Origin of the sequence: Mycolicibacterium wolinskyi str. Jessa 2025, from assembly GCF_049241375.1 — a bacterium.
Lineage (GTDB): Bacteria > Actinomycetota > Actinomycetes > Mycobacteriales > Mycobacteriaceae > Mycobacterium > Mycobacterium wolinskyi.
In genome coordinates this window covers 6,203,885-6,222,685 of sequence record NZ_CP185960.1, presented here as the reverse complement: position 1 = coordinate 6,222,685, position 18,801 = coordinate 6,203,885, and the positions used below count along the sequence as shown (strand labels likewise).

Below are 18,801 nucleotides of genomic sequence, written 5' to 3'. Positions count from 1 at the left end.
CACTGATGATCTATCTGGAATCCATCTTCAAGGTTCTCGTGGTCGGCCTGATCCTCGGCGCCGGGCTGCCCGCGGTGTTCGCCCTCGGGCTCGTGGCCTACTCCAACGGGGCCGGCGGCACCCATGAGGACGGCACGGTTCAGGCGGCCAACCCGGCGCTCAAGGTGCTCGGTCTGGTGCTGTTCGCGTCGGTCGCCGCAGTCATCGTGATCGCGATCCTGTGGATCACCAAGGCCACGATCATGCACCACTTCGGATTCAACCCCGTCCCGTTCCTTCCGGGTAAGTGAGCTGATGCCATGACCGAGAGCTACATGGACAACGTGCTGGCGTGGCTGCACAAGGGTTACCCCGAGGGTGTGCCGCCGAAGGACTACTTCGCGCTGTTGGCGCTGCTGAAGCGCTCGCTGTCCGAGGACGACGTCGTGCAGGCCGCCCAGGCGATCCTGCGGTCCAACGACGGTGATACCCCGGTGACCGACGGCGAGATCCGCGACGCCGTGCACAAGATCATCGAGAAAGAACCGAATCCCGAAGAGATCCACCAGGTCGCGTCGCGGCTGGCCTCGGTCGGCTGGCCGCTGGCCACCCCGGTGCGCTGACCACACTTTTCCGTTGAATCCCGGCCCGCAAGGGCCGGGATTTTTTTGTGCCGGCACGCCGCGACGCTGATCAATCCGTGGCCGCCGACCGGTGTGTGCTGGCCGACTCGGTCGCGGCGCCGTGATCCAGTTCACCAGAAGGCTAAGCATTGTCTAGCTATGTAGTCAAGATCAGTTAGCCGTTCGGCTTGTCTCAAGTGGGCCGCTTGTATAACTTGAGTGCGATTGATGGCTGACGGCGGCAGTGCGGGAGGAAGCGGCGATGCAATTGCTCAAGCGGGTGTGGTTGCCCCTGGTTGCCGTGGCGGTGATCGGCGTAGCGGGGTTTGCCGTCGATCGTGTCCGCGGCGTGTTCGCATCTGATCCGCCGTTGACCACACCGGTGGAGTTCGCGAACGATCCGGAACCGTTTGATCCAAAAGTGTTGACGTACGAGATCTTTGGTCCGGAAGGGGCTGCCGTGGATGTGAACTATGTGGATCTGGAGGGCGAGCCGCAGCGAGTCGACAGCGCCATCCTGCCGTGGTCCATCACGTTGCAGACCACCGAGCCGTCGGCTGCGGCCAACATCGTGGCACAGGGCAAGACCGACTTTCTGGGGTGCCGGGTGATCGTCGATGGTGAGGTCAAGGACGAGCGCAGCGCCACCGGTACCAATGTCCAGACCTTCTGCATCGTGAAGTCCGCATGAGCGCGCACGCGGACGCGCCCACCGGGCCCATCACCACCAACGCGCCGCACGAGGGCGCACACTTCGGACGGATCGCCCGCGTACTTCGCAGGCTTTCCATTCCGATCATCCTGATCTGGGTGGCCATCGCCGCGTTCCTGAACATCGCGGTGCCGCAGCTCGAGACGGTCGGCGAGATGCGGTCGGTGTCGATGAGCCCGAAGGAGGCGCCCGCCGTCATCGCCACCGAGCGCATCGGTCAGGTGTTCGACGAGTACAAGTCCAACAGCTCGGCGATGATCGTCCTGGAAGGGCAGGAGAAGCTGGGCGACGACGCCCGCCGCTACTACTCCGAGCTGATCGAGAAGCTGCGGGCCGACACCAAGCATGTCGAGCATGTGCAGGACCTCTGGAGCGATCCGCTGACCGCGTCCGGTGTGCAGAGTGGCGACGGCAAGGCCGTCTACGTCTCGGCCAACCTGGCGGGCAATCAGGGCGAGTCGCTGTCGCTGGAATCGGTCGAAGCCGTCAAGCACATGGTGGAGAGCATCCCCGCGCCCGCCGGTGTCGAGGTCTACGTCACCGGATCCGCGCCGATGACGGCCGAGCAGACCGAGGCCAGCCACGGCAGCATGCGGTTGGTGGAGGCGCTGACCTTCCTGGTCATCATCATCATGTTGCTCGTCATCTTCCGGTCGATCATGACGACAGTGCTGATCCTGTTGATGGTGGTGGTCAGCCTGATGACGGTCCGTGGTGCGGTGGCATTCCTGGGCTACTACAACGTCATCGGCCTCTCGACCTTCGCGACCGGGCTGTTGGTCACGTTGGCGATCGCCATCGCCGTCGACTACGCGATCTTCTTCGTCGGCCGTTACCAGGAGGCTCGCGGTAGCGGCGAGGATCGAGAGTCGGCCTACTACACCATGTTCGGTGGCACCGCCCATGTGATCGTCGGGTCCGGCCTGACCATCGCGGGCGCCACCTTCTGTCTGAGCTTCACCCGGTTGCCGTACTTCCAGACACTCGGTGTGCCGCTTGCCATCGGCATGCTGGTGCTCATCGTCACCGCGATGACGTTCGGTCCTGCCATCGTCACGATCGCAGGCCGGTTCCTCGACCCCAAGCGCTCCATGCGCGTGCGTGGTTGGCGCTCGGTGGGTACCGCGGTGGTCCGATGGCCGGGCCCGATCCTTATCACCACCATCGCGGTCTCGCTCATCGGACTGCTGGCGCTGCCCGGTTACAAGACCAGCTACAACGATCGTCTGTACCTGCCCGACGACATCAGTTCCAATCAGGGCTACGCGGCGGCCGAGCGGCACTTCTCGCCGTCGCGGTTGAACCCGGAGATGCTGATGATCGAAAGTGACCGGGATCTAAGGAATCCGGCGGACTTCCTGGTCATCGAGAAGATCGCCAAGGCCGTTTTCCAGGTCGACGGCATCGCCCGGGTGCAGACCATCACGCGGCCCGACGGTGCGCCGATCGAGAACACGACGATCCCGTACATGATCAGTCAGCAGAGCACCCTGCAGCGGCTGAACGAGAAGTACAACACGGACCGCACCGCCGATATGACCAAACAGGTCGCGGACATGCAGAAGACCATCGACAACATGGATCGGATGCAGGCGATCACCGAGCAGATGGCCGACACCACCAGCCAGATGGTGGCGTCCATGGACGGCATGGTGGCCAACATCGAGGAATTGCGCGACAACATCGCCAATTTCGACGATTTCTTCCGGCCGATCCGAAACTACCTCTACTGGGAACCGCACTGCTTCAACATCCCGATGTGTTGGTCGCTGCGGTCGGTCTTCGACGTCATCGACGGCATGGACGTGATGACCACGGACATGAACGAGATGATGCCGCAGATGCATCGGCTCAACGAGTTGATGCCGCAGATGATCGCGATCATGCCCGAGATGAAGCAGACCATGGTGAGCATGCGGGAGATGATGCTGACCATGCAGCAGACCCAGCAGGGTATGCAGGAGCAGCAGCGCATCATGGCCGAGACCTCGACCGAGATGGGCAAGGCCTTCAACGAGGCGATGAACGACGACTCGTTCTACCTTCCGGCCGAAGCGTTCGAGAACCCGGATTTCGCAAAGGGTCTGGAACAGTTCCTCTCCCCGGACGGGCACGCGGTGCGGTTCATCATCAACCATGAGGGTGATCCGATGTCCGCCGACGGCATCGATCGGATCGACGCGATCAAGACGGCCGCCAAGAACGCGATCAAAGGCACGCCGTTCGAGGGCTCGACCATCTACCTCGGTGGTACCGCGGCCACATTCAAGGACATGGCCGACGGGACGAGGTACGACCTTTTGATCGCCGGGATCGCCGCGATCTGCTTGATCTTCCTGATCATGCTGCTGTTGACCCGCGCGATCGTCGCCGCGGCGGTGATCGTCGGCACGGTGGTGCTCTCGCTCGGAGCGTCGTTCGGCGTTTCGGTGCTGCTGTGGCAGCACATACTGGGCATCGAGTTGCACTGGATGGTGCTGCCGATGGCGGTGATCATCCTGTTGGCCGTCGGTGCGGACTACAACCTGCTGGTCGTCTCGCGGCTCAAGGAGGAGATACGTGCCGGGCTGAACACCGGCATGATCCGGGCGATGGGCGGCAGCGGTTCGACGGTGACCGCCGCGGGCATGGTCTTCGCCTTCACGATGATGGTGATGGCGGTCAGCGACCTCACGATCATGGGCCAGGTCGGTACCACGATCGGTCTGGGCCTGCTGTTCGACACCCTGGTGATCCGCTCGTTCATGACGCCGTCGATCGCCGCGCTGCTCGGCAGGTGGTTCTGGTGGCCGCAGCGGGTGCGGTCCCGGCCGAAACCGCAGTCGTGGCCCCGGATTCAACGTCACCCACAGGAGTCTCTGGTCTGATGACGATCTCTTCGATGAAGCGCGGAGCAATCGCGGCGGCCGCAGCCGCGGCGGCGGTGGCCGCCGTCGCGGTGGGGCCGATGGGCGTCGCGGCCGCCGATGCCACCGACGAGTACCCGATCCCGAGCAACATGCTCAGGACCACCTGCACCGTCGACCAGTACATGGCCGCGGTACGCGACACCAATCCGGTGTACTACGAGCGCTACATGATCGACTACAAGAACAAGCCTGCCGCCGATCAGCAGGGCGCCCGCGATCGCATCTACTGGTTCTTCTCCTTGGACTACGCAGGCCGCCGCCAGTACTCGGAGAACATGGCCACCAACGCCTTTTACGAGCAGATGTCGTGGCGCTGGCCGAACTGGGCGAAGCTGTTCTTCAACAACAAGGGCGTCGTCGCGCACGGCACCAAGAACTGCGCGACCTACCCGGCCGCCGATCCGACCGTCTGGACCTGGTAGCACTCACTCGAAATACGAAGTGGTGCGCAACAATTGCTGTGCCACCTCCAGTAGCGTCCGGAGCAGGTCTTCGTCGCTGACGTCCCGGAGTCTCTTGTCGGTCACGGCGGCATAGATGCCGTTGGTGACCATGGAGATGACGACTCTGCCCGTATGCCCGTGTGCCCCGCCGAGCAGCAGGTCGATGAAGCGCTGGGTCGTCTCGGCGAGGTCCTCGCGTGACTGGATCAGGCTCTCCAGCGCCGGGTCGCCGGTGAGCACCGCGGCCAGCCTGCGGTGCCGCACGCTCAGCTCGATGAGGCCGGTGATGCTGATCTCCCGGCGGGTGGCCGGGTCGGGGACGGCGTCGGCGATCGCCACCACGCGCGCGAGGTCGTCGAACATCGGTTGCGCCGCGGCAGCCACGATGTCTTCCTTGGAATGGAATTGGTAGTAGACCGACGCTTTGCCGACGCCGATGCTGTCGGCGATCATCTGCAGCGTGGTGCCGCTGACACCGTGTTCACCGAACAGTGTCAGCGCGGCCTCCAGTACCCGCGTGCGCGCCGTGCCGCGGCCCAGTACCGATTTCGCCACGACGGTCTTCCCGTCAGTCCCTGACGTCGCGGCGCAACGGATGCGTGGCGGGCACCTGCACGAAGATCAGCGTGACGCCGTCGGGGTCGATCACGTGCATCTCGTGCAAACCCCACGGCTCTTGCGTCGCGGCCCGCGCGATCGGCACACCTCGGCTCTCGAGTTCGGCCTGTGTGGCATACACGTCACGCACCTGCAGCCACAACGCGCCCGGGAAGGAGCCGGATTTGGTGGGGCTGTGGTGGCCTGCGATCTCGATGAGCGATTGGCCGGCGTAAAACACCGTGCCCGCACCGTATTCGCGGGCGATGGCCAGGCCGATCCCGTCGCGGTAGAACTCCAGCGATTTCGGGTAGTCGACCGGCCGGATCAGCATCCGGCTGGCCAGTATCTCCATAGCTGCCTGTCTACCATCGCGCACCGTCCGGCCGGGGTCGCGACACGGATCAGTCCTGGCGGCCCGGCATCCGGCGGGCCCGGTCGCTGGCCCGGAGGCCGATGGCGAATGCGGCCTGATCGTCGAAATTGAGCGGGTTGCGTCCGGTGATCTCGTGGATGCGCGACAGCCGGTGCCGCACGGTGTTGGTATGCAGAAAAAGCTCACGGGCCGTATCGATCAGTGAGCCGTTGGTGGCGAGGAAGACCCGCAAGGTGCGGACGTGCTGAGTGCCGCGGTCGTGATCGATCTGGTCCAGCGGATCGATGAGCTGATGCTTGAACGGGGCGAGCCGATTGAGCGGCAGTCCTTCCAGCAGACTGTCGAACGTGCTCAGCTGATCGGGCCCGATGCTGCCGCCGTGTTGTTGGGCCAGATCGAGCGCGATGCGGGCCTGCGTGATGGCCGAGCCGAGGTCGGCCAGCGGCGCGGTGGCCGAATGCCCCGACGGTAGCGACAGCTCGGCGGCGATCGCGGTCAGGCCATCGGTCTCGTCGGTCAGCACCAGGCAGACCTCCGGCGCATCGCCCACGAGCGCGGTCGGAAACGCCATCGACAGCAGGGCGCCCGCACCGGCAGGCCACGCCGAGCACGCCACCTCGCGGGCCGAGAGGCCGGGCCAGTCCAGCAGTTGGCTGAGTGCGTCGGGGAGCAGCATGCGTCGCTCGACCAACGACAGCAGCTGGCCGACACGTTCGCGGGCCAGGGCCGATTCGATGTCACGTTCACCCTGTGCGGCCTGCGCGAACCGGGCGATGACCTCCAGCAGCGCCTTCTCCGGCGGCTCACCGCTACCGACCCACACCAACGTGCCGAGGCCGTCGACCGCTACCGCGGTGGCGCCGGCTTGAGGCTCACCATCGGGTTCGAGCAGGAAGTAACAGCCCAGCACCTGACCGGCCCGGTCCAGCAGCTGGCGCACCGACTCACGCCGACGTTGCGACGAAAGCAGCTCGGGCACAAGGGTGTTGGTCGCCCGCGCGACGGCGATCTCGCCGCCGACCTGGAAGTCGGCGACATACCGGCTGACGGTCGCGAACGGCACGTTCGGTGGGGCGATGAGCAGCGGCAGATGCTGGCGGGCGCACGCGGCGATCAGCGCGTCGGGAACCGTGTCGTGGACATCGCCGACGCCGAAACACAGCCCGCCGACGTCGGCCCGCCCCAGTGCCTCCACGAACGCCTGGCAGTCCTGCGGTGTCTGGAGGCTGATGCCCACCGTGCACACCAACTCGCCGCCGCGCAGATATCGCGTCGGATCGCGCAACTCGGTGGTGTGCGCCCAGCTGACCGGCCGGTCGAGGTCACCGGTGCCGGTCTCGGGGGCGAGCAATCCCAGATTCGATTCGAGCAGATCACGCAGCGTCGGCGCGACGTCGCTGCGGTCCGACATGGACCGAGCGTAACGCCGTCGTCACGTGTGTGCCCCGGTCCGTTGTTCGATCCTCCAATGGCGGGGTTCGGCGATGGTGCGTTCGCAGCGTCTTCGCTCCAAACGCTTGGCGGGCGCGCGGTGCCGGCGTGATAGTTCCTCCAACCGAATCAAGGGAGCACCCGATGTCCTCACCCGACGGCTCGCAGGTTCTGCGCCGCGAATTCTCGCTCTGGTCGGCGTTCGCGTTCGCATTTGCGTTCATCTCTCCGATCGTCGCGCTCTACGCGATCTTCGGCCTCGCACTGGCCGCCGCGGGCCCCAGCTTCTGGTGGGGCTTTGCCCTGGTGTTCGCCGGCCAGCTGCTGGTGGCGCTCGTGTTCGCGATGCTGGTGTCGCGCTGGCCGCTCGAGGGTTCGATCTATCAGTGGTCGCGGCGCCTGCTCGGCACGTCCTACGGGTGGTTCGCCGGCTGGACTTACATGTGGACCTTGGTGATCGCGATGGCGACCGTCGCGCTCGGCGCCGCGGGGTTCGTCGCCAATATCGCCGGCGTCGAGTCACCGTCGGGTGGCTTGCGGGCCGTCATCGCGCTCGTGATCCTCATCGGCGGGACGGCGATCAACCTCGTCGGGCGCGGTGCACTCAAGGCGTTCATGACCGCCAGCATCGTGGCCGAGGTCATCGGTTCGATCGGCCTGGGCACCTGGCTGCTGCTGTTCCACCGGCAGAACTCGCTGTCGGTGTTGTTCGACGGCGGCGGGCCTGATATCGACATGTGGACGTACCTGAGCGGACCGTTCCTGATCGCGGTGGCGTTCATCGGGTTCTCGTTCGTGGGCTTCGAAAGCGCGGGGGCCATCGCCGAGGAAGTTCACGAACCGCGGCGCGACCTTCCCAAGGCCGTGCTGTTCTCACTGGCGTTCATCGCGCTCGTGGTGGCGTACTCGAGCCTGGCGATCATCCTCGCCATCCCCGACCTCGACGCGGTCGTGTCCGGCTCGGTTGCCGACCCGGTGTACGAAACCCTCACTGCCGCACTGGGACACGGAATAGCCAAGCCGGTCGAGGTGCTGTTCGTGATCGGCTTCCTCGCCAGCTTCCTGGCGCTGCAGACGTCGGCCTCGCGAGTGATCTGGGCGTACGCCCGTGACGGTGCACTGCCGGCGTCGGCCGCGCTGGCCAGGCTGCGCGGCACGGCCCGCATCCCCGTCGTCGCCATCCTGGTCACCACCGTCATCGGCGGCGCGCTCTTCCTGCTCAGCATCGTCGCAGGCGACATCTACTCGCTGATGGTCAACTTCACCTCCGGTGGTTTCTACCTGGCGTTCCTGTTCCCGCTGATCGGCTTCGTCGTGGTCGTGCTGCGCCGCGGCTGGACGGACGGAGCCTTCTCGCTCGGACGGGCGACCGTTCCCGTTGCCGTCGTGGCGGCGGTGTGGGCGGTTCTGCAGATGCTCAACATCTCCTGGCCGCGTGCGGTTTACGAGCAGCGGTATCTGGACTGGTCCGTGTGGATCGCCGTGGCGGTGCTGTTCGTCGTCGGGTTGGCGATCCTGCTGACCGTGCGGCACCGGATCGTCAGTGCCGCCGTGATCGACGACATCGAGGCGGCCGACGAACACGCCGACATCACGGTGGCCGGTCGATGAGTACGGCACCGGTCGCGGTCGTCACGGGCGGCGCCAGCGGTATCGGCGCGGCCGTCGTCGGCGCGCTGCAGCGTCGTGGGTACCGGGTCGGGGCGCTCGACCTCAGCGGCCAGGCGTCCGCAGAACATGTTATCCGGGTGGATGTCTCGGATGGGGCCGCGGTCGCAGGCGCGGTGGCGGAGATCCGCCGCGAGCTCGGCCCGATCGCGGCACTCGTGACCTCGGCCGGCCATTACGAGATGGCTCCGGTCTCGGACATCACCGCACCGGCGTGGCACCGCATGCTGCGCGTGCACGTCGGCGGGCTGTTCAACACCGCCAGGGCATGTCTGCCCGACATGCTCGAACGCCGATCCGGCGCGGTGGTCGCGGTGACCAGTGAACTCGCGGTCGGCGGCGGTGACCAGGCCGCGCACTACGCCGCCGCGAAAGGCGCGATCATCGGGCTGGTCCGCAGCCTGGCCGGTGAGGTTGCCGGCCGCGGGGTCCGCGTGAACGCCGTGGCGCCCGGGCCGACCGACACACCCCTGCTGGCCGCCGATTCACCGTGGCGCGCCGACGAATATCTCGTGACGCTGCCGCTGCGACGGCTGACGTCACCGGCCGAGGTGGCGCGCTGCGTGGAGTATCTGGTGTGTGATGCCACGTTCTCGGTCGGCGACGTCGTCAATGTGAACTCGGGAGCGGTGATATGACCTCACTTCACGGCCGCGTCGCGCTCGTGACCGGCGCCGCGCAGGGGATGGGCGCCGCGCATGCCCGCCGCCTGGCCGCCGCGGGAGCGACGGTGGCGGTCAACGACATTCGCGGCGGCGCTGAGCTCGACGCACTTGCCGCCGAGATCGGCGGCATGACCGCGATCGGCGACGTGTCCGACCCGGATGCGTGCGCGCGCATCGTCGACGGTGTGGCCGCGGCAGCCGGGCGCCTGGACATCCTCGTCGCCAACCACGCCTACATGACGATGGCTCCGCTGCTCGAGCACGACGAGCGGGACTGGTGGCGGGTCATCGACACGAATCTCGGCGGCACGTTCCAGTTGATCCAGGCCGTCCTGCCCCATATGCGACGGCTGGGCCAGGGGCGCATCGTGGTGATCGCGAGCGAATGGGGTGTCACGGGCTGGCCGGAGGCAACGGCATACGCGGCGTCGAAAGCGGGGCTGATCTCGCTGGTGAAGGCGTTGGGTCGCGAGCTCGCGCCGGAACGGATCATCGTCAACGCGGTGGCTCCTGGTGTCACCGACACGCCTCAGCTTCAGGTCGATGCCGACGCCGCGGGGGTCGACCTCGCGACCGTGCAGCAGCAGTATGCGAAGTCGATCCCGCTGGGCCGCATCGGATCTCCCGATGAGATCGCCGCAGCCGTGGAGCTGCTGTCCGACTTCGACTTGGAAGCCGTTGTCGGTCAGGTCATCTCCTGCAACGGCGGCTCGACCCGGGCGCGGGCATGACGCGATGACGAAAGGGGATCAGGTGGAAAGCCAGCCGTATGCGCGGTCGGCGACGGGCAATGTCGGACAGGTCGATGCGCAAGCGGTTCCGCGGTACGCGGGGATCGCGACGTTCGCGCGGTTGCCGCAGCGCCATGAGGTCGAGCACTACGACATCGCGGTCGTGGGGGTGCCGTTCGACAGCGGCGTCACCTACCGCCCGGGTGCCCGGTTCGGCCCCGCCGCGATCCGGCAGGCGTCGCGTCTGCTCAAGCCGTACCACCCGGCGCTCGACGTCAGTCCGTTCGCCTCGGCCCAGGTTGTCGATGCCGGTGACATTGCCGCGAATCCGTTCGATATCGGTGTGGCGGTCGACGAGGTGCGGGAAGGCATCGCCGGCCTGGTGACCACACCGGAGAAGCGAGTGGTCGCGCTCGGCGGTGACCACACCATCGCGCTGCCCGCGTTGCAGGCCATGCACCGGGTGCACGGTCCGGTCGCGCTCGTGCATTTCGACGCCCATCTCGACACCTGGGGCCCCTACTTCGGAGCGCCGTGCACGCACGGCACGCCGTTTCGCCTTGCCGCAGAACAGGGTCTGCTCGTCAAAGACCACTCCGCGCACATCGGGATTCGCGGGTCGCTCTACGACCGGGCCGATCTGCTCGACGACGAGTCGCTCGGTTTCACCATCGTGCACTGCCGCGATATCGACCGTATCGGCGTCGACGGGGTCATCGACCGCATCCGGCAGCGGGTCGGTGAGCATCCGGTCTACGTGTCGATCGACATCGACGTGCTCGACCCGGCGTTCGCCCCGGGCACCGGGACTCCCGAGATCGGCGGTATGACGAGCCGCGAGCTGGTCGCGGTGCTGCGCGCCATGCGCGGCCTGCGGATCGTGGGCGCCGACGTCGTCGAGGTGGCGCCGGCCTACGACAACGCCGAAACCACCGCCGTCGCCGCGGCCAATCTGGCCTACGAGCTGATTACCCTGATGGCCGATGATGTCTGAATTCACCTGGCCTAACGGTAAAGCGGCGGCCGCCGCGTTCACCTTCGACGTGGACGCCGAGTCGGCGGTGCTGTGGGGTAACGATGCCGTCGCGGCCCGCATGAGCGTGGTGTCGCATCAGGCGTACGGACCGCTCGTGGGTGTGCCGCGCATCCTCGATCTGCTGGAGCGCCATCAGATCGCCGCGACGTTCTTCGTGCCGGGCCACACCGCACACCGCTATCCCGAGGCGGTGCGCAGCATCGTGTCCGCCGGACACGAGGTCGCCCACCACGGCTATCTTCACGAACCGCCCGCGCAGCTGACGCTCGAAGAAGAGGTCGAGGCGCTTGACCGCGGCCTTCGAGCACTGGCCGAGGTCGCGGGTGTGGTACCTACCGGATACCGCGCACCCATGTGGGAATTGTCCTGGCACACCCCGGCTTTGCTCGCCGAGCGCGGCTTTCTCTACGACTCCAGCCTCATGGACTCCGACCATCCCTACGAGCTCGCCGTCGGCGACGGCTCGTTGGTCGAGATCCCCATCCAGTGGGCCCTCGACGACTGGGAGCAGTACTGCTACCTGCCCGACATCTCCGGGTCCGGGCTGATCGAAAGCCCCCGCAAGGCACGCGAGCTCTGGCAGCTCGAGTTCGACGCGCTACGGCGGGCCGGCGCGTGCTGGGTGCTGACCAACCATCCCTTCCTGTCCGGAAGAGCCTCGCGCGCAGCTGAACTCGACAGCCTCATGCGCTATGTGCTCGACCACACCGACGTGTGGACGACCAATCTCGGCGCGATCGCCGAGCACGTCCGCACCCTCAAGCTGGCGCCGCGAACGATCACCCGCCCCTAAACAGGTTGGACGCGTTGGCGTTTCATGACCGCGTCGACGACACCCGGCAGCACGCTGTTGATGGCCTTGGCCGTCACCGCCATCCGCGGGGCGATCTGCACGGGCCGGGTGCGGGCGGCGGTCACCATCCAGTCGGCGGCCTCATCGGCCGACAGCCCGGGCAAGCCGTCGTAGGCGCGCGTGGGTGCGATCATCGGGGTCTTCACCAACGGGTAGTAGAGCGTCGTGGAGTGCACGCCCACCGCGGCCCACTCGGTTTCGATGACCCGGCTGACCGCGGACAGCGCGGCCTTCGACGCGTTGTACACCGAGAACAGCGGAGACGATTCGTTCATCACGCCCCAGGTCGAGACGTTGATGATGTGGCCGTCTCTGCGCTCGCGCATGCGGGGCGCCAGACCACGGATCAACCGCAACGGTGCGTAGTAGTTCAGCGTCATGGTGCGCTCGACGTCGTGCCAGCGTTCCAGCGATTCGGCCAGCGGGCGCCGGATCGAGCGGCCGGCATTGTTGATGAGGATGTCGACCCCGCCGAGGTCCTGCTCCACGTCGGCGACGAGCGCATCGACGGCGTCGAGGTCGGACAGGTCGACGGCGCGCGCGCGGGCATCTCCGCCCTTGGCGGTGATGCGGTCGACGAGCGCGTCGAGCAGTTCCTGACGCCGCGCGACCGCGATCACCGTGGCGCCGCGGGCGGCGAACTTCTCGGCCGCGGCCTCACCGATGCCCGACGACGCGCCGGTCAGTAGGATTCGCTTGCCTGCGAGTTGGATGTCGTCGCGGCCCTGCAGACGCTCGGTCAACGGGGGACGCATGCTGGTCAGCAACACCTGGTCGGCCAGCGCGCGCAGCGGGTTCTTGCTCATGTGGTGAGTTTAGGTTGCCTTCCTTTCCCCCGGCGAGCAGACGCGGGGGTACCGCTCACACGCCGTTTGCGGGTACCGCCGCGTCTGCTCGCGGCGATGAATTCGCCCCGTCAGGGCAGTCTCTACCGGTATGACGATCACCGGCACGCTCGACCCGCGCTTCAGCGAAGCGACCCAGCCCACCGAATGGCCCGCTGCCGCCGAGGCGCTCACCACAGCGGGCCTGTACTGGCTCACCACCGTCCGCGCCGACGGCAGGCCACACGTGACGCCACTGGTCGGGGTCTGGGTCGACGACACCTTCGTGTTCTGCACCGGGCCCGGCGAGCAGAAGGCACGCAATCTGCGCAGCGGCGCAGCCGTCGTCGTCACGACCGGGGCCAACACCTGGGACGCCGGGCTCGACGTCGTCGTCGAAGGATCGGCAGGCCGGGTCACCGGACGGGAGAAACTGACCGCGCTGGCCGACGCCTATCGCGCAAAATACGGCGACGACTGGGACTTCGACTGTGACGACGAGGTTTTCGACCCCGAGGGCGAGGCGGCCATCGTGTATCGGGTGACGCCCGACAAGGTGCTGGCGTTCGCGAAGTCACCGCACGGCCAGACCCGGTTCCGCCTCTGAGTGATTTGTGCACCTGCCGTAACGCCCGCCGTTACGGCAGGTGCACAAATCTCCTCAGAAGTAGCGCGGGAAACTGCTCCAGTCCGGATCGCGCTTTTCCAGGAACGCGTCGCGGCCTTCGACGGCCTCGTCGGTCATGTACGCCAAACGCGTTGCCTCACCGGCGAATACCTGCTGGCCCACCAGTCCGTCGTCGATGAGGTTGAACGAGAACTTCAGCATTCGAATGGCCTGCGGTGATTTGCCGTTGATCTCGTCGGCCCACTGTAGGCCGGCCTTCTCCAGGTCGGCATGGTCGACGACCTCGTTGACCGCGCCCATCTGATACATCGTCTCGGCGTCGTAGGCGCGACCGAGAAAGAAGATCTCCCGCGCGAACTTCTGGCCGGTCTGGCGCGCCAGGTACGCGCTGCCGAAGCCGCCGTCGAAACTGCCGACATCGGCGTCGGTCTGCTTGAAGCGTGCATGCTCGCGGCTGGCGAGGGTCAGGTCGCACGTCACGTGCAGGCTGTGCCCGCCGCCGGCCGCCCACCCGTTGACCAGGCAGATCACGACCTTGGGCATGAACCGGATGAGCCGTTGCACCTCGAGGATGTGCAACCGCCCGGCGCGGGCGGGGTCGACCGTTTCGGCGGTTTCCCCGGCGGCGTACTGGTAGCCGGTGCGCCCGCGGATGCGCTGATCGCCGCCCGAGCAGAACGCCCAGCCGCCGTCCTTCGGTGACGGGCCGTTACCGGTCAGCAGGACCACGCCGACATCGGGGGACATGCGGGCGTGATCGAGCACGCGGTACAGCTCGTCGACCGTGTGCGGCCGAAAAGCGTTCCGTACCTCGGGCCGGTCGAAGGCCACCCGCACCGTCGGCTTCTTCGCACCGTCGGCGATGTGGCGGTGGTAGGTGATGTCAGTCAGATCGTCGAAGCCGGGCACCGGCTCCCAAACCGTGGGGTCGAACGGGTTGCTGCTCACCTGCTCGACTGTAGAGCGGCGACGGGACGACGTTTCATCGGCACCGTTGGCGGGTATGAAACGGGCCGCGATGGTGCGTATCGCGCGCCACCAGACGAGAAGAGGGGTCACGTTGACCAGATGCGGCAAGTCAGCAGGCGTGTTGTTCTCGGGATTGGTCGCGGGCGTCCTGCTCGCCGGCTGCTCCCCTGCGGTCACGGGCGGTGACACCACCTGCGAGGACTTCCTCGGCCAAGACGAGAAGACGCAGAACGATGCGGTGGCCAAGATGCTGAAGGACGAGAAGGGCACCGACGCCGCGCAGCTCGAGATCACCGGGACGCGGCTGTCGGTGCAGACCTTCTGTCAGACGGCGGGCAAGCAGGAAAGCAAGATCAAGGAGGCGCCGCACCTATAGGCGCAGCTACACCGCATCGAGCCGGAACACCGGGCAGCGGCCGGCGAGGGCTTCGAACTCGTCCGGATGCGGCCCGGTGACCAGCCCGGCGTTCTTCATGAAGCCGACGCCGGTGGGGACCAGGATGGGGAATTCACGCAGGAGCGGCCGTGCCTGCTCAGCGGGGATTTCGACCATCCTGACCCGCTGGGCGCGGCGACCCTGGTGCACCGTCGCCTCACCGGCGGCGCGCACGTTGGCTGTCCAGTCAGCGCCCGGCAGCCCGCCGACGACATAGCGTTTTCCGTCGACGGTCATCGGCGTCACGGGGGTCGACCGTGGCTTACCCGACTTGCGGCCCGGCACCGTCAGGACCATCGGTCCCTTGTCACCGCCGACGCCGAGCTTGTTCAGTCCGATCATCACCTTGTTGACGTACTTGAGCCACCACGGTGGCCGGATACGGTCGGCAGCCATGCGGTCAGCCTAGGCCGGGATTCCTGAGGTTGTCAGGGCCGTCAGCAGTCCGTCGGGCCGCTCGGCGGTCGGCAGTGGGTCCACCAGGGCGAACCGGCAACCGACAGCCTTCGCGCCGCCGTCGGCCTCCTCGCTGTCACCGACCATGAGTGCGTTCGGTGCGGCGACCCCGAGCCGGTCAAGCGCCGTGGTGAAGATCGCGGCGTTGGGTTTGACCGCGCCGATTTCGAACGACAGGACGAACTCGTCGACATCGTCCTTGGCGCCGATCGCGGCGAACGCGGGCCGGATGTCGAATGCGATGTTGGACACAACGGCGATCTTGATGCCTTGTCGCTTAAGGGTTTTCAGCACCGTCGCGGTGTCGGGGTAGGCGGTCCAGCTGTCCGGGTCGATCACCCGTTCATACAGTTCTACGGCGTGGTGATCGGCGAGCCCGGATTCCCGCAACACGTGCAGGTAGGCCTCGCGATGCAGGTGTGGCGCCAGATCGCGGTTGACCCAGGCGTGGTATTGCTCGTCGCTCATCTGCACCGAGCGTCCGGTCGGCGCGGTGAGCCGTCGCATCAGCTCAGCCTGTACATGCCCGTCGACTTCGCGTTCGTCGACGGCGATCCCCGCGAACCAGCTCTCGTCCTCTTCAAGGCGGAACAACGTCCCCGAGAAGTCGAACAACACTGCCTTGATCATGACAACCATGTTACGAACACGCGCCAGTGTTTCCGGGTTGGCTGCGTAAAGCGCACTGTTCCAATCAGATTCGGGCGCTCGACGGTGAACCGGGCGAAAAAGCCGTGTGGGGCATGTCACGTAGGGCGTAACGGCGCGGAAACAGCCCCTGAACGTTATCGACCCTCGGTCGTAGTCGACTACGTATACGCAGGCTTTTACGTGGGAGGAGAGCGACGACATGACGATGGCGGCCATCGAGCCAAGGGACTTCGCCGCGATTGCCGCTGACATGGCTTCCACCGACACGGGTGTGCGCGTCCGCGGCGCCGTCGACTTCCTGCGGATGGAGGCGCGCTTCGACACGTTCCTGCTCGCCTACCGGACGCCCGGTTCGAAAGGGTTCAGCCTGGTCAAATCCGTCGGATATTCCGATGCCGTCGCCGGGTATCTGACCTCGGACATCCAGGCCAAACCGGAGTTCTCCCGGCAGTTCGCCGATCACACGCGAGTGTGGGACTGGGTCGACGTGCCCGAGTTCGCCGACTCGTACAGCGGCGCGAAGGTCCTGCGCCCCGAGGGCTTCAGCAACGGCTTTCTGATGGTCTTGCACGATGGGGCCGGCGACGTGGTCGGAATGTGCCAGGCCAACATGGAGCGCCCCGAGTTCACCGTGCGCAGCCGAGACCTGGTCGAGAAGGTGCGGCCGCTGTTCACCAAGTACGTGGCTCGGGTGCGGGCGAGGGCGCACGCCCGCCTGACACCCCGGGAACAGGAGATCCTCGCACTGCTGCGCGGCGGGCTGTCGAACGCGGAGATCAGCGATCGGCTCTATTTGTCGCCGCGGACGGTCAGCACCCACGTCGAGCGCGTGCTGCGCAAGCTCGGCGTGGCCAACCGCGTGGCGGCCGCCGTGCAGGCCACCGAGCTCGAGCTCGTCAGTCCCGAACGAGCCCTGACCGCGGTGCCGCCGCCCCTCGGCATGGCCGGCTTCTAGCCGGTTCCCTCAGTCCGGACGGTCCGACGGGACCGTCCGGGCCTTTGGCGTGCGTTCGTAATGCACTGCATACCTAAGGGTTTGGCGACAATTACGTCGGATGACGTATTCCGCCGAGGCCGTCGCAGTCCTTACCGTTGACATCGAACTCGTTGGGTACCACTGCTCGCCGTGGTGCAGTACGTATTCCGACGGCCTTTCTGCCCACGCCCGGAGGATCCACGGATGACGGACGAGCCGCAACGACGCATGCGGCGCTTGGCTTTACGGTTACTGGCAGTTGGTGTCAGCGCAATCGTCGGTGTCGCCGCACTGGTCGGCTGTTCACGCGGACCGGTTCACACGGGCAACGTGTTCGTGATCGCGATCGAGTCGGAGGCCGACATACTCGATCCGCAGGTGGCCGGCGGCTGGGTGACGTGGCGGATCAATCGCCAGATATTCGAACCACTGGTCGACGAGGATCTGAGCATCCCGTCCGAGCAGGCGACGGTTCCGCCGTTGCGGCCTGGTCTCGCCGAATCCTGGGATATCTCGGCTGACGGTCTCGAATACACCTTCCACATCCGCCGCGGGGTCAAGTTCCACGACGGCACACCACTCGATGCGCAAGCGGTCGAATACAACATCCGCCGGATGTGGGACAAGAACGCCCCGATGTACTCGGCCCGGGCGGCCGGCCAGACCAGCTTCGTCTGGAAGTTCGTCGAGTCGGTCAAGACAGTCGACGAGCACACCGTCAAAGTACGCCTGACGCAACCGTTCTCGGAGTTTCTCCGGATGCTCGCCCAGGGCGGCAACGGCTCGACGGCGATCATGAGCCCGACCGCACTGCAGACCTACGGTGACGATATCGCCGACCATCCGGTGGGCACCGGGCCGTTCAAGTTCAAAGAACGCATCCGCGGTGAACGAATCGACCTCGTACGCAACGACGACTACTGGGGCACCGTCCCGGCGATCGACGGCGTGGTGTTCCGGCCGTTGCCCGACCCGTCGGCGCGGACCGCGGCACTGCGGTCCGGCGACGTCGACATGATCGCGGTGCCGAACCCCGACAGCATCGACAACCTCGTCAACGAGGGCTATCAGCTCTCGGAGGGCACACCGCCGCACACGTGGTATCTGTCGTTCAACATGAAGGACCGTTACACCTCGATTCCCGAGGTGCGCGAGGCGATCAACCTCGCGGTCGATCGCGAAGGCATGGCACGAGATCTGTTGCGCGGCTCGGTGAATCCGGCATACGGCGTGCAGGCCCTGTCGGCCGGCGGCTACGTCGAGCGCAGGGACGCCTACGAACGCAATCTCGACCAGGCCCGCAAGCTGCTCGCATCGGTGGGCCTCGCCGACGGGTTCGAGACCACGCTGATCACCTCGACCGACGGTTCCGGCCAGATCATGCCGGCGCAGATGGCTGAGTTCATCCAGCAGAATCTCGCCGAGATCGGCATCAACCTGCACATCCAAACCCAGGAGTGGATCTCGTACCTGGGTGTGTGGGCGCGGGGTATGCAGGACGGGGTCGGCATGGCCCAGATGTCGTGGGGCATGACCAGCCCGTACTGGCTCTACATCGTGACGTCTTCGGAACTGCAGGCGCCCAACGGACCCAACGTCGGCTACTACGCCAACCCCGAACTCGACACGGCGATGCACAACGCGATCACCGCGCTCGATCCAGATGAAGCCGACCGGTGGTGGCGTCAGGCCAACAACATCGTGAGCGACGACGCCGCGCTGGTTCCCATCGTCAACGACAAGGCCCCGTATGTCCTCGCCCCTTACGTCTCGGGATTCGTCTCGGCGAGCGAGGAGTGGTACGACCTGACTTCCGTACGGCTGGAACAGTGAGGCGC

Annotated in this window: 21 protein-coding genes; 14 read left to right on the top strand and 7 right to left on the bottom strand. The window is 66.3% G+C overall.

Annotation, left to right across the window (positions count from 1 at the left end; genetic code table 11):
- The first annotated feature begins 5 nt into the window (after window positions 1-5).
- From ACOI2T_RS30820 to ACOI2T_RS30800, 5 genes are all read left to right on the top strand, one after another.
- Window positions 6-290, top strand: coding sequence for a hypothetical protein (locus tag ACOI2T_RS30820; protein WP_409502287.1), 285 nt, complete (start codon window positions 6-8; stop codon window positions 288-290).
- Window positions 291-299: 9 nt separating this feature from the next.
- Window positions 300-602, top strand: coding sequence for a DUF3349 domain-containing protein (locus tag ACOI2T_RS30815; protein ID WP_409502286.1), 303 nt, complete (start codon window positions 300-302; stop codon window positions 600-602).
- A 262-nt stretch (window positions 603-864) separates the two neighbouring features.
- Window positions 865-1,293, top strand: coding sequence for an MmpS family transport accessory protein (locus ACOI2T_RS30810; RefSeq protein WP_409502285.1), 429 nt, complete (start codon window positions 865-867; stop codon window positions 1,291-1,293).
- Window positions 1,290-4,181 carry an MMPL/RND family transporter gene (locus ACOI2T_RS30805; protein ID WP_409502284.1) on the top strand — a complete coding sequence of 964 codons (2,892 nt, stop codon included), beginning with the start codon at window positions 1,290-1,292 and terminating at the stop codon, window positions 4,179-4,181. The genes ACOI2T_RS30810 and ACOI2T_RS30805 overlap by 4 nt, the downstream gene beginning before the upstream one ends.
- Before the next feature lie 14 nt (window positions 4,182-4,195).
- Window positions 4,196-4,645 carry a DUF5078 domain-containing protein gene (locus ACOI2T_RS30800; RefSeq protein WP_409502283.1) on the top strand — a complete coding sequence of 150 codons (450 nt, stop codon included), beginning with the start codon at window positions 4,196-4,198 and terminating at the stop codon, window positions 4,643-4,645.
- Between the two features lie 3 nt (window positions 4,646-4,648).
- On the opposite strand, the gene ACOI2T_RS30795 is transcribed toward ACOI2T_RS30800, so the two are convergent.
- Genes ACOI2T_RS30795 through ACOI2T_RS30785 form a run of 3 tightly spaced genes read right to left on the bottom strand, consistent with a single transcriptional unit; the run spans window position 4,649 to window position 7,050 of the window.
- Window positions 4,649-5,221, bottom strand: a complete 573-nt coding sequence (locus tag ACOI2T_RS30795) for a TetR/AcrR family transcriptional regulator (RefSeq protein WP_409502282.1) — start codon at window positions 5,219-5,221, stop codon at window positions 4,649-4,651.
- A gap of 13 nt (window positions 5,222-5,234) precedes the next feature.
- Window positions 5,235-5,618, bottom strand: coding sequence for a VOC family protein (locus tag ACOI2T_RS30790; RefSeq protein ID WP_409502281.1), 384 nt, complete (start codon window positions 5,616-5,618; stop codon window positions 5,235-5,237).
- Window positions 5,619-5,667: 49 nt separating this feature from the next.
- Window positions 5,668-7,050, bottom strand: a complete 1,383-nt coding sequence (locus ACOI2T_RS30785) for a PucR family transcriptional regulator (protein WP_409502280.1) — start codon at window positions 7,048-7,050, stop codon at window positions 5,668-5,670.
- A gap of 164 nt (window positions 7,051-7,214) precedes the next feature.
- Between ACOI2T_RS30785 and ACOI2T_RS30780 the strand changes: the two genes are divergently transcribed.
- Genes ACOI2T_RS30780 through ACOI2T_RS30760 form a run of 5 tightly spaced genes read left to right on the top strand, consistent with a single transcriptional unit; the run spans window position 7,215 to window position 11,963 of the window.
- Window positions 7,215-8,681: an amino acid permease gene (locus ACOI2T_RS30780; RefSeq protein WP_409502279.1), complete on the top strand. Its 1,467-nt coding sequence runs from the start codon at window positions 7,215-7,217 to the stop codon at window positions 8,679-8,681.
- On the top strand, window positions 8,678-9,376 hold the full coding sequence (locus tag ACOI2T_RS30775; protein WP_409502278.1) for an SDR family NAD(P)-dependent oxidoreductase: 699 nt from the start codon (window positions 8,678-8,680) through the stop codon (window positions 9,374-9,376). The genes ACOI2T_RS30780 and ACOI2T_RS30775 overlap by 4 nt, the downstream gene beginning before the upstream one ends.
- Window positions 9,373-10,134 (top strand): SDR family NAD(P)-dependent oxidoreductase, encoded by a 762-nt coding sequence (locus ACOI2T_RS30770; protein WP_409502277.1) that lies wholly within the window; start codon window positions 9,373-9,375, stop codon window positions 10,132-10,134. The genes ACOI2T_RS30775 and ACOI2T_RS30770 overlap by 4 nt, the downstream gene beginning before the upstream one ends.
- A gap of 4 nt (window positions 10,135-10,138) precedes the next feature.
- The gene (speB, locus tag ACOI2T_RS30765; RefSeq protein ID WP_198538859.1) at window positions 10,139-11,128 is read left to right on the top strand and encodes an agmatinase; all 990 of its coding nucleotides are present in this window, start codon (window positions 10,139-10,141) and stop codon (window positions 11,126-11,128) included.
- Complete coding sequence (locus ACOI2T_RS30760; protein ID WP_409502375.1) at window positions 11,121-11,963, top strand: polysaccharide deacetylase family protein; 843 nt, start codon at window positions 11,121-11,123, stop codon at window positions 11,961-11,963. Before speB ends, ACOI2T_RS30760 begins: the two co-directional genes overlap by 8 nt.
- Here the strand turns inward: ACOI2T_RS30760 and ACOI2T_RS30755 are convergent.
- On the bottom strand, window positions 11,960-12,829 hold the full coding sequence (locus ACOI2T_RS30755; protein ID WP_409502276.1) for an SDR family oxidoreductase: 870 nt from the start codon (window positions 12,827-12,829) through the stop codon (window positions 11,960-11,962). The two genes, ACOI2T_RS30760 and ACOI2T_RS30755, sit on opposite strands and share 4 nt — an antisense overlap.
- Window positions 12,830-12,959: 130 nt before the next feature.
- On the opposite strand from ACOI2T_RS30755, the gene ACOI2T_RS30750 reads away from it, so the two are divergent.
- Window positions 12,960-13,454, top strand: a complete 495-nt coding sequence (locus tag ACOI2T_RS30750; RefSeq protein WP_409502275.1) for a pyridoxamine 5'-phosphate oxidase family protein — start codon at window positions 12,960-12,962, stop codon at window positions 13,452-13,454.
- Between the two features lie 54 nt (window positions 13,455-13,508).
- On the opposite strand, the gene ACOI2T_RS30745 is transcribed toward ACOI2T_RS30750, so the two are convergent.
- The gene (locus tag ACOI2T_RS30745) at window positions 13,509-14,423 is read right to left on the bottom strand and encodes a 1,4-dihydroxy-2-naphthoyl-CoA synthase (RefSeq protein WP_409502274.1); all 915 of its coding nucleotides are present in this window, start codon (window positions 14,421-14,423) and stop codon (window positions 13,509-13,511) included.
- Between the two features lie 70 nt (window positions 14,424-14,493).
- Between ACOI2T_RS30745 and ACOI2T_RS30740 the strand changes: the two genes are divergently transcribed.
- Complete coding sequence (locus ACOI2T_RS30740) at window positions 14,494-14,820, top strand: hypothetical protein (protein WP_084357069.1); 327 nt, start codon at window positions 14,494-14,496, stop codon at window positions 14,818-14,820.
- Window positions 14,821-14,826: 6 nt separating this feature from the next.
- Here ACOI2T_RS30740 and ACOI2T_RS30735 read toward each other — a convergent pair whose 3' ends face one another.
- Together ACOI2T_RS30735 and ACOI2T_RS30730 are read right to left on the bottom strand one after the other, a co-directional pair.
- Window positions 14,827-15,276 carry a nitroreductase family deazaflavin-dependent oxidoreductase gene (locus ACOI2T_RS30735; protein ID WP_409502273.1) on the bottom strand — a complete coding sequence of 150 codons (450 nt, stop codon included), beginning with the start codon at window positions 15,274-15,276 and terminating at the stop codon, window positions 14,827-14,829.
- Window positions 15,277-15,285: 9 nt separating this feature from the next.
- Window positions 15,286-15,975 (bottom strand): HAD family hydrolase, encoded by a 690-nt coding sequence (locus ACOI2T_RS30730; RefSeq protein WP_409502272.1) that lies wholly within the window; start codon window positions 15,973-15,975, stop codon window positions 15,286-15,288.
- Between the two features lie 211 nt (window positions 15,976-16,186).
- Between ACOI2T_RS30730 and ACOI2T_RS30725 the strand changes: the two genes are divergently transcribed.
- A complete protein-coding gene (locus ACOI2T_RS30725) occupies window positions 16,187-16,942 on the top strand; it encodes a helix-turn-helix domain-containing protein (RefSeq protein ID WP_409502271.1) in 756 nt (251 codons plus the stop codon).
- Window positions 16,943-17,167: 225 nt separating this feature from the next.
- Complete coding sequence (locus ACOI2T_RS30720) at window positions 17,168-18,796, top strand: ABC transporter substrate-binding protein (protein WP_409502270.1); 1,629 nt, start codon at window positions 17,168-17,170, stop codon at window positions 18,794-18,796.
- The last annotated feature ends 5 nt before the right edge of the window (window positions 18,797-18,801 follow it).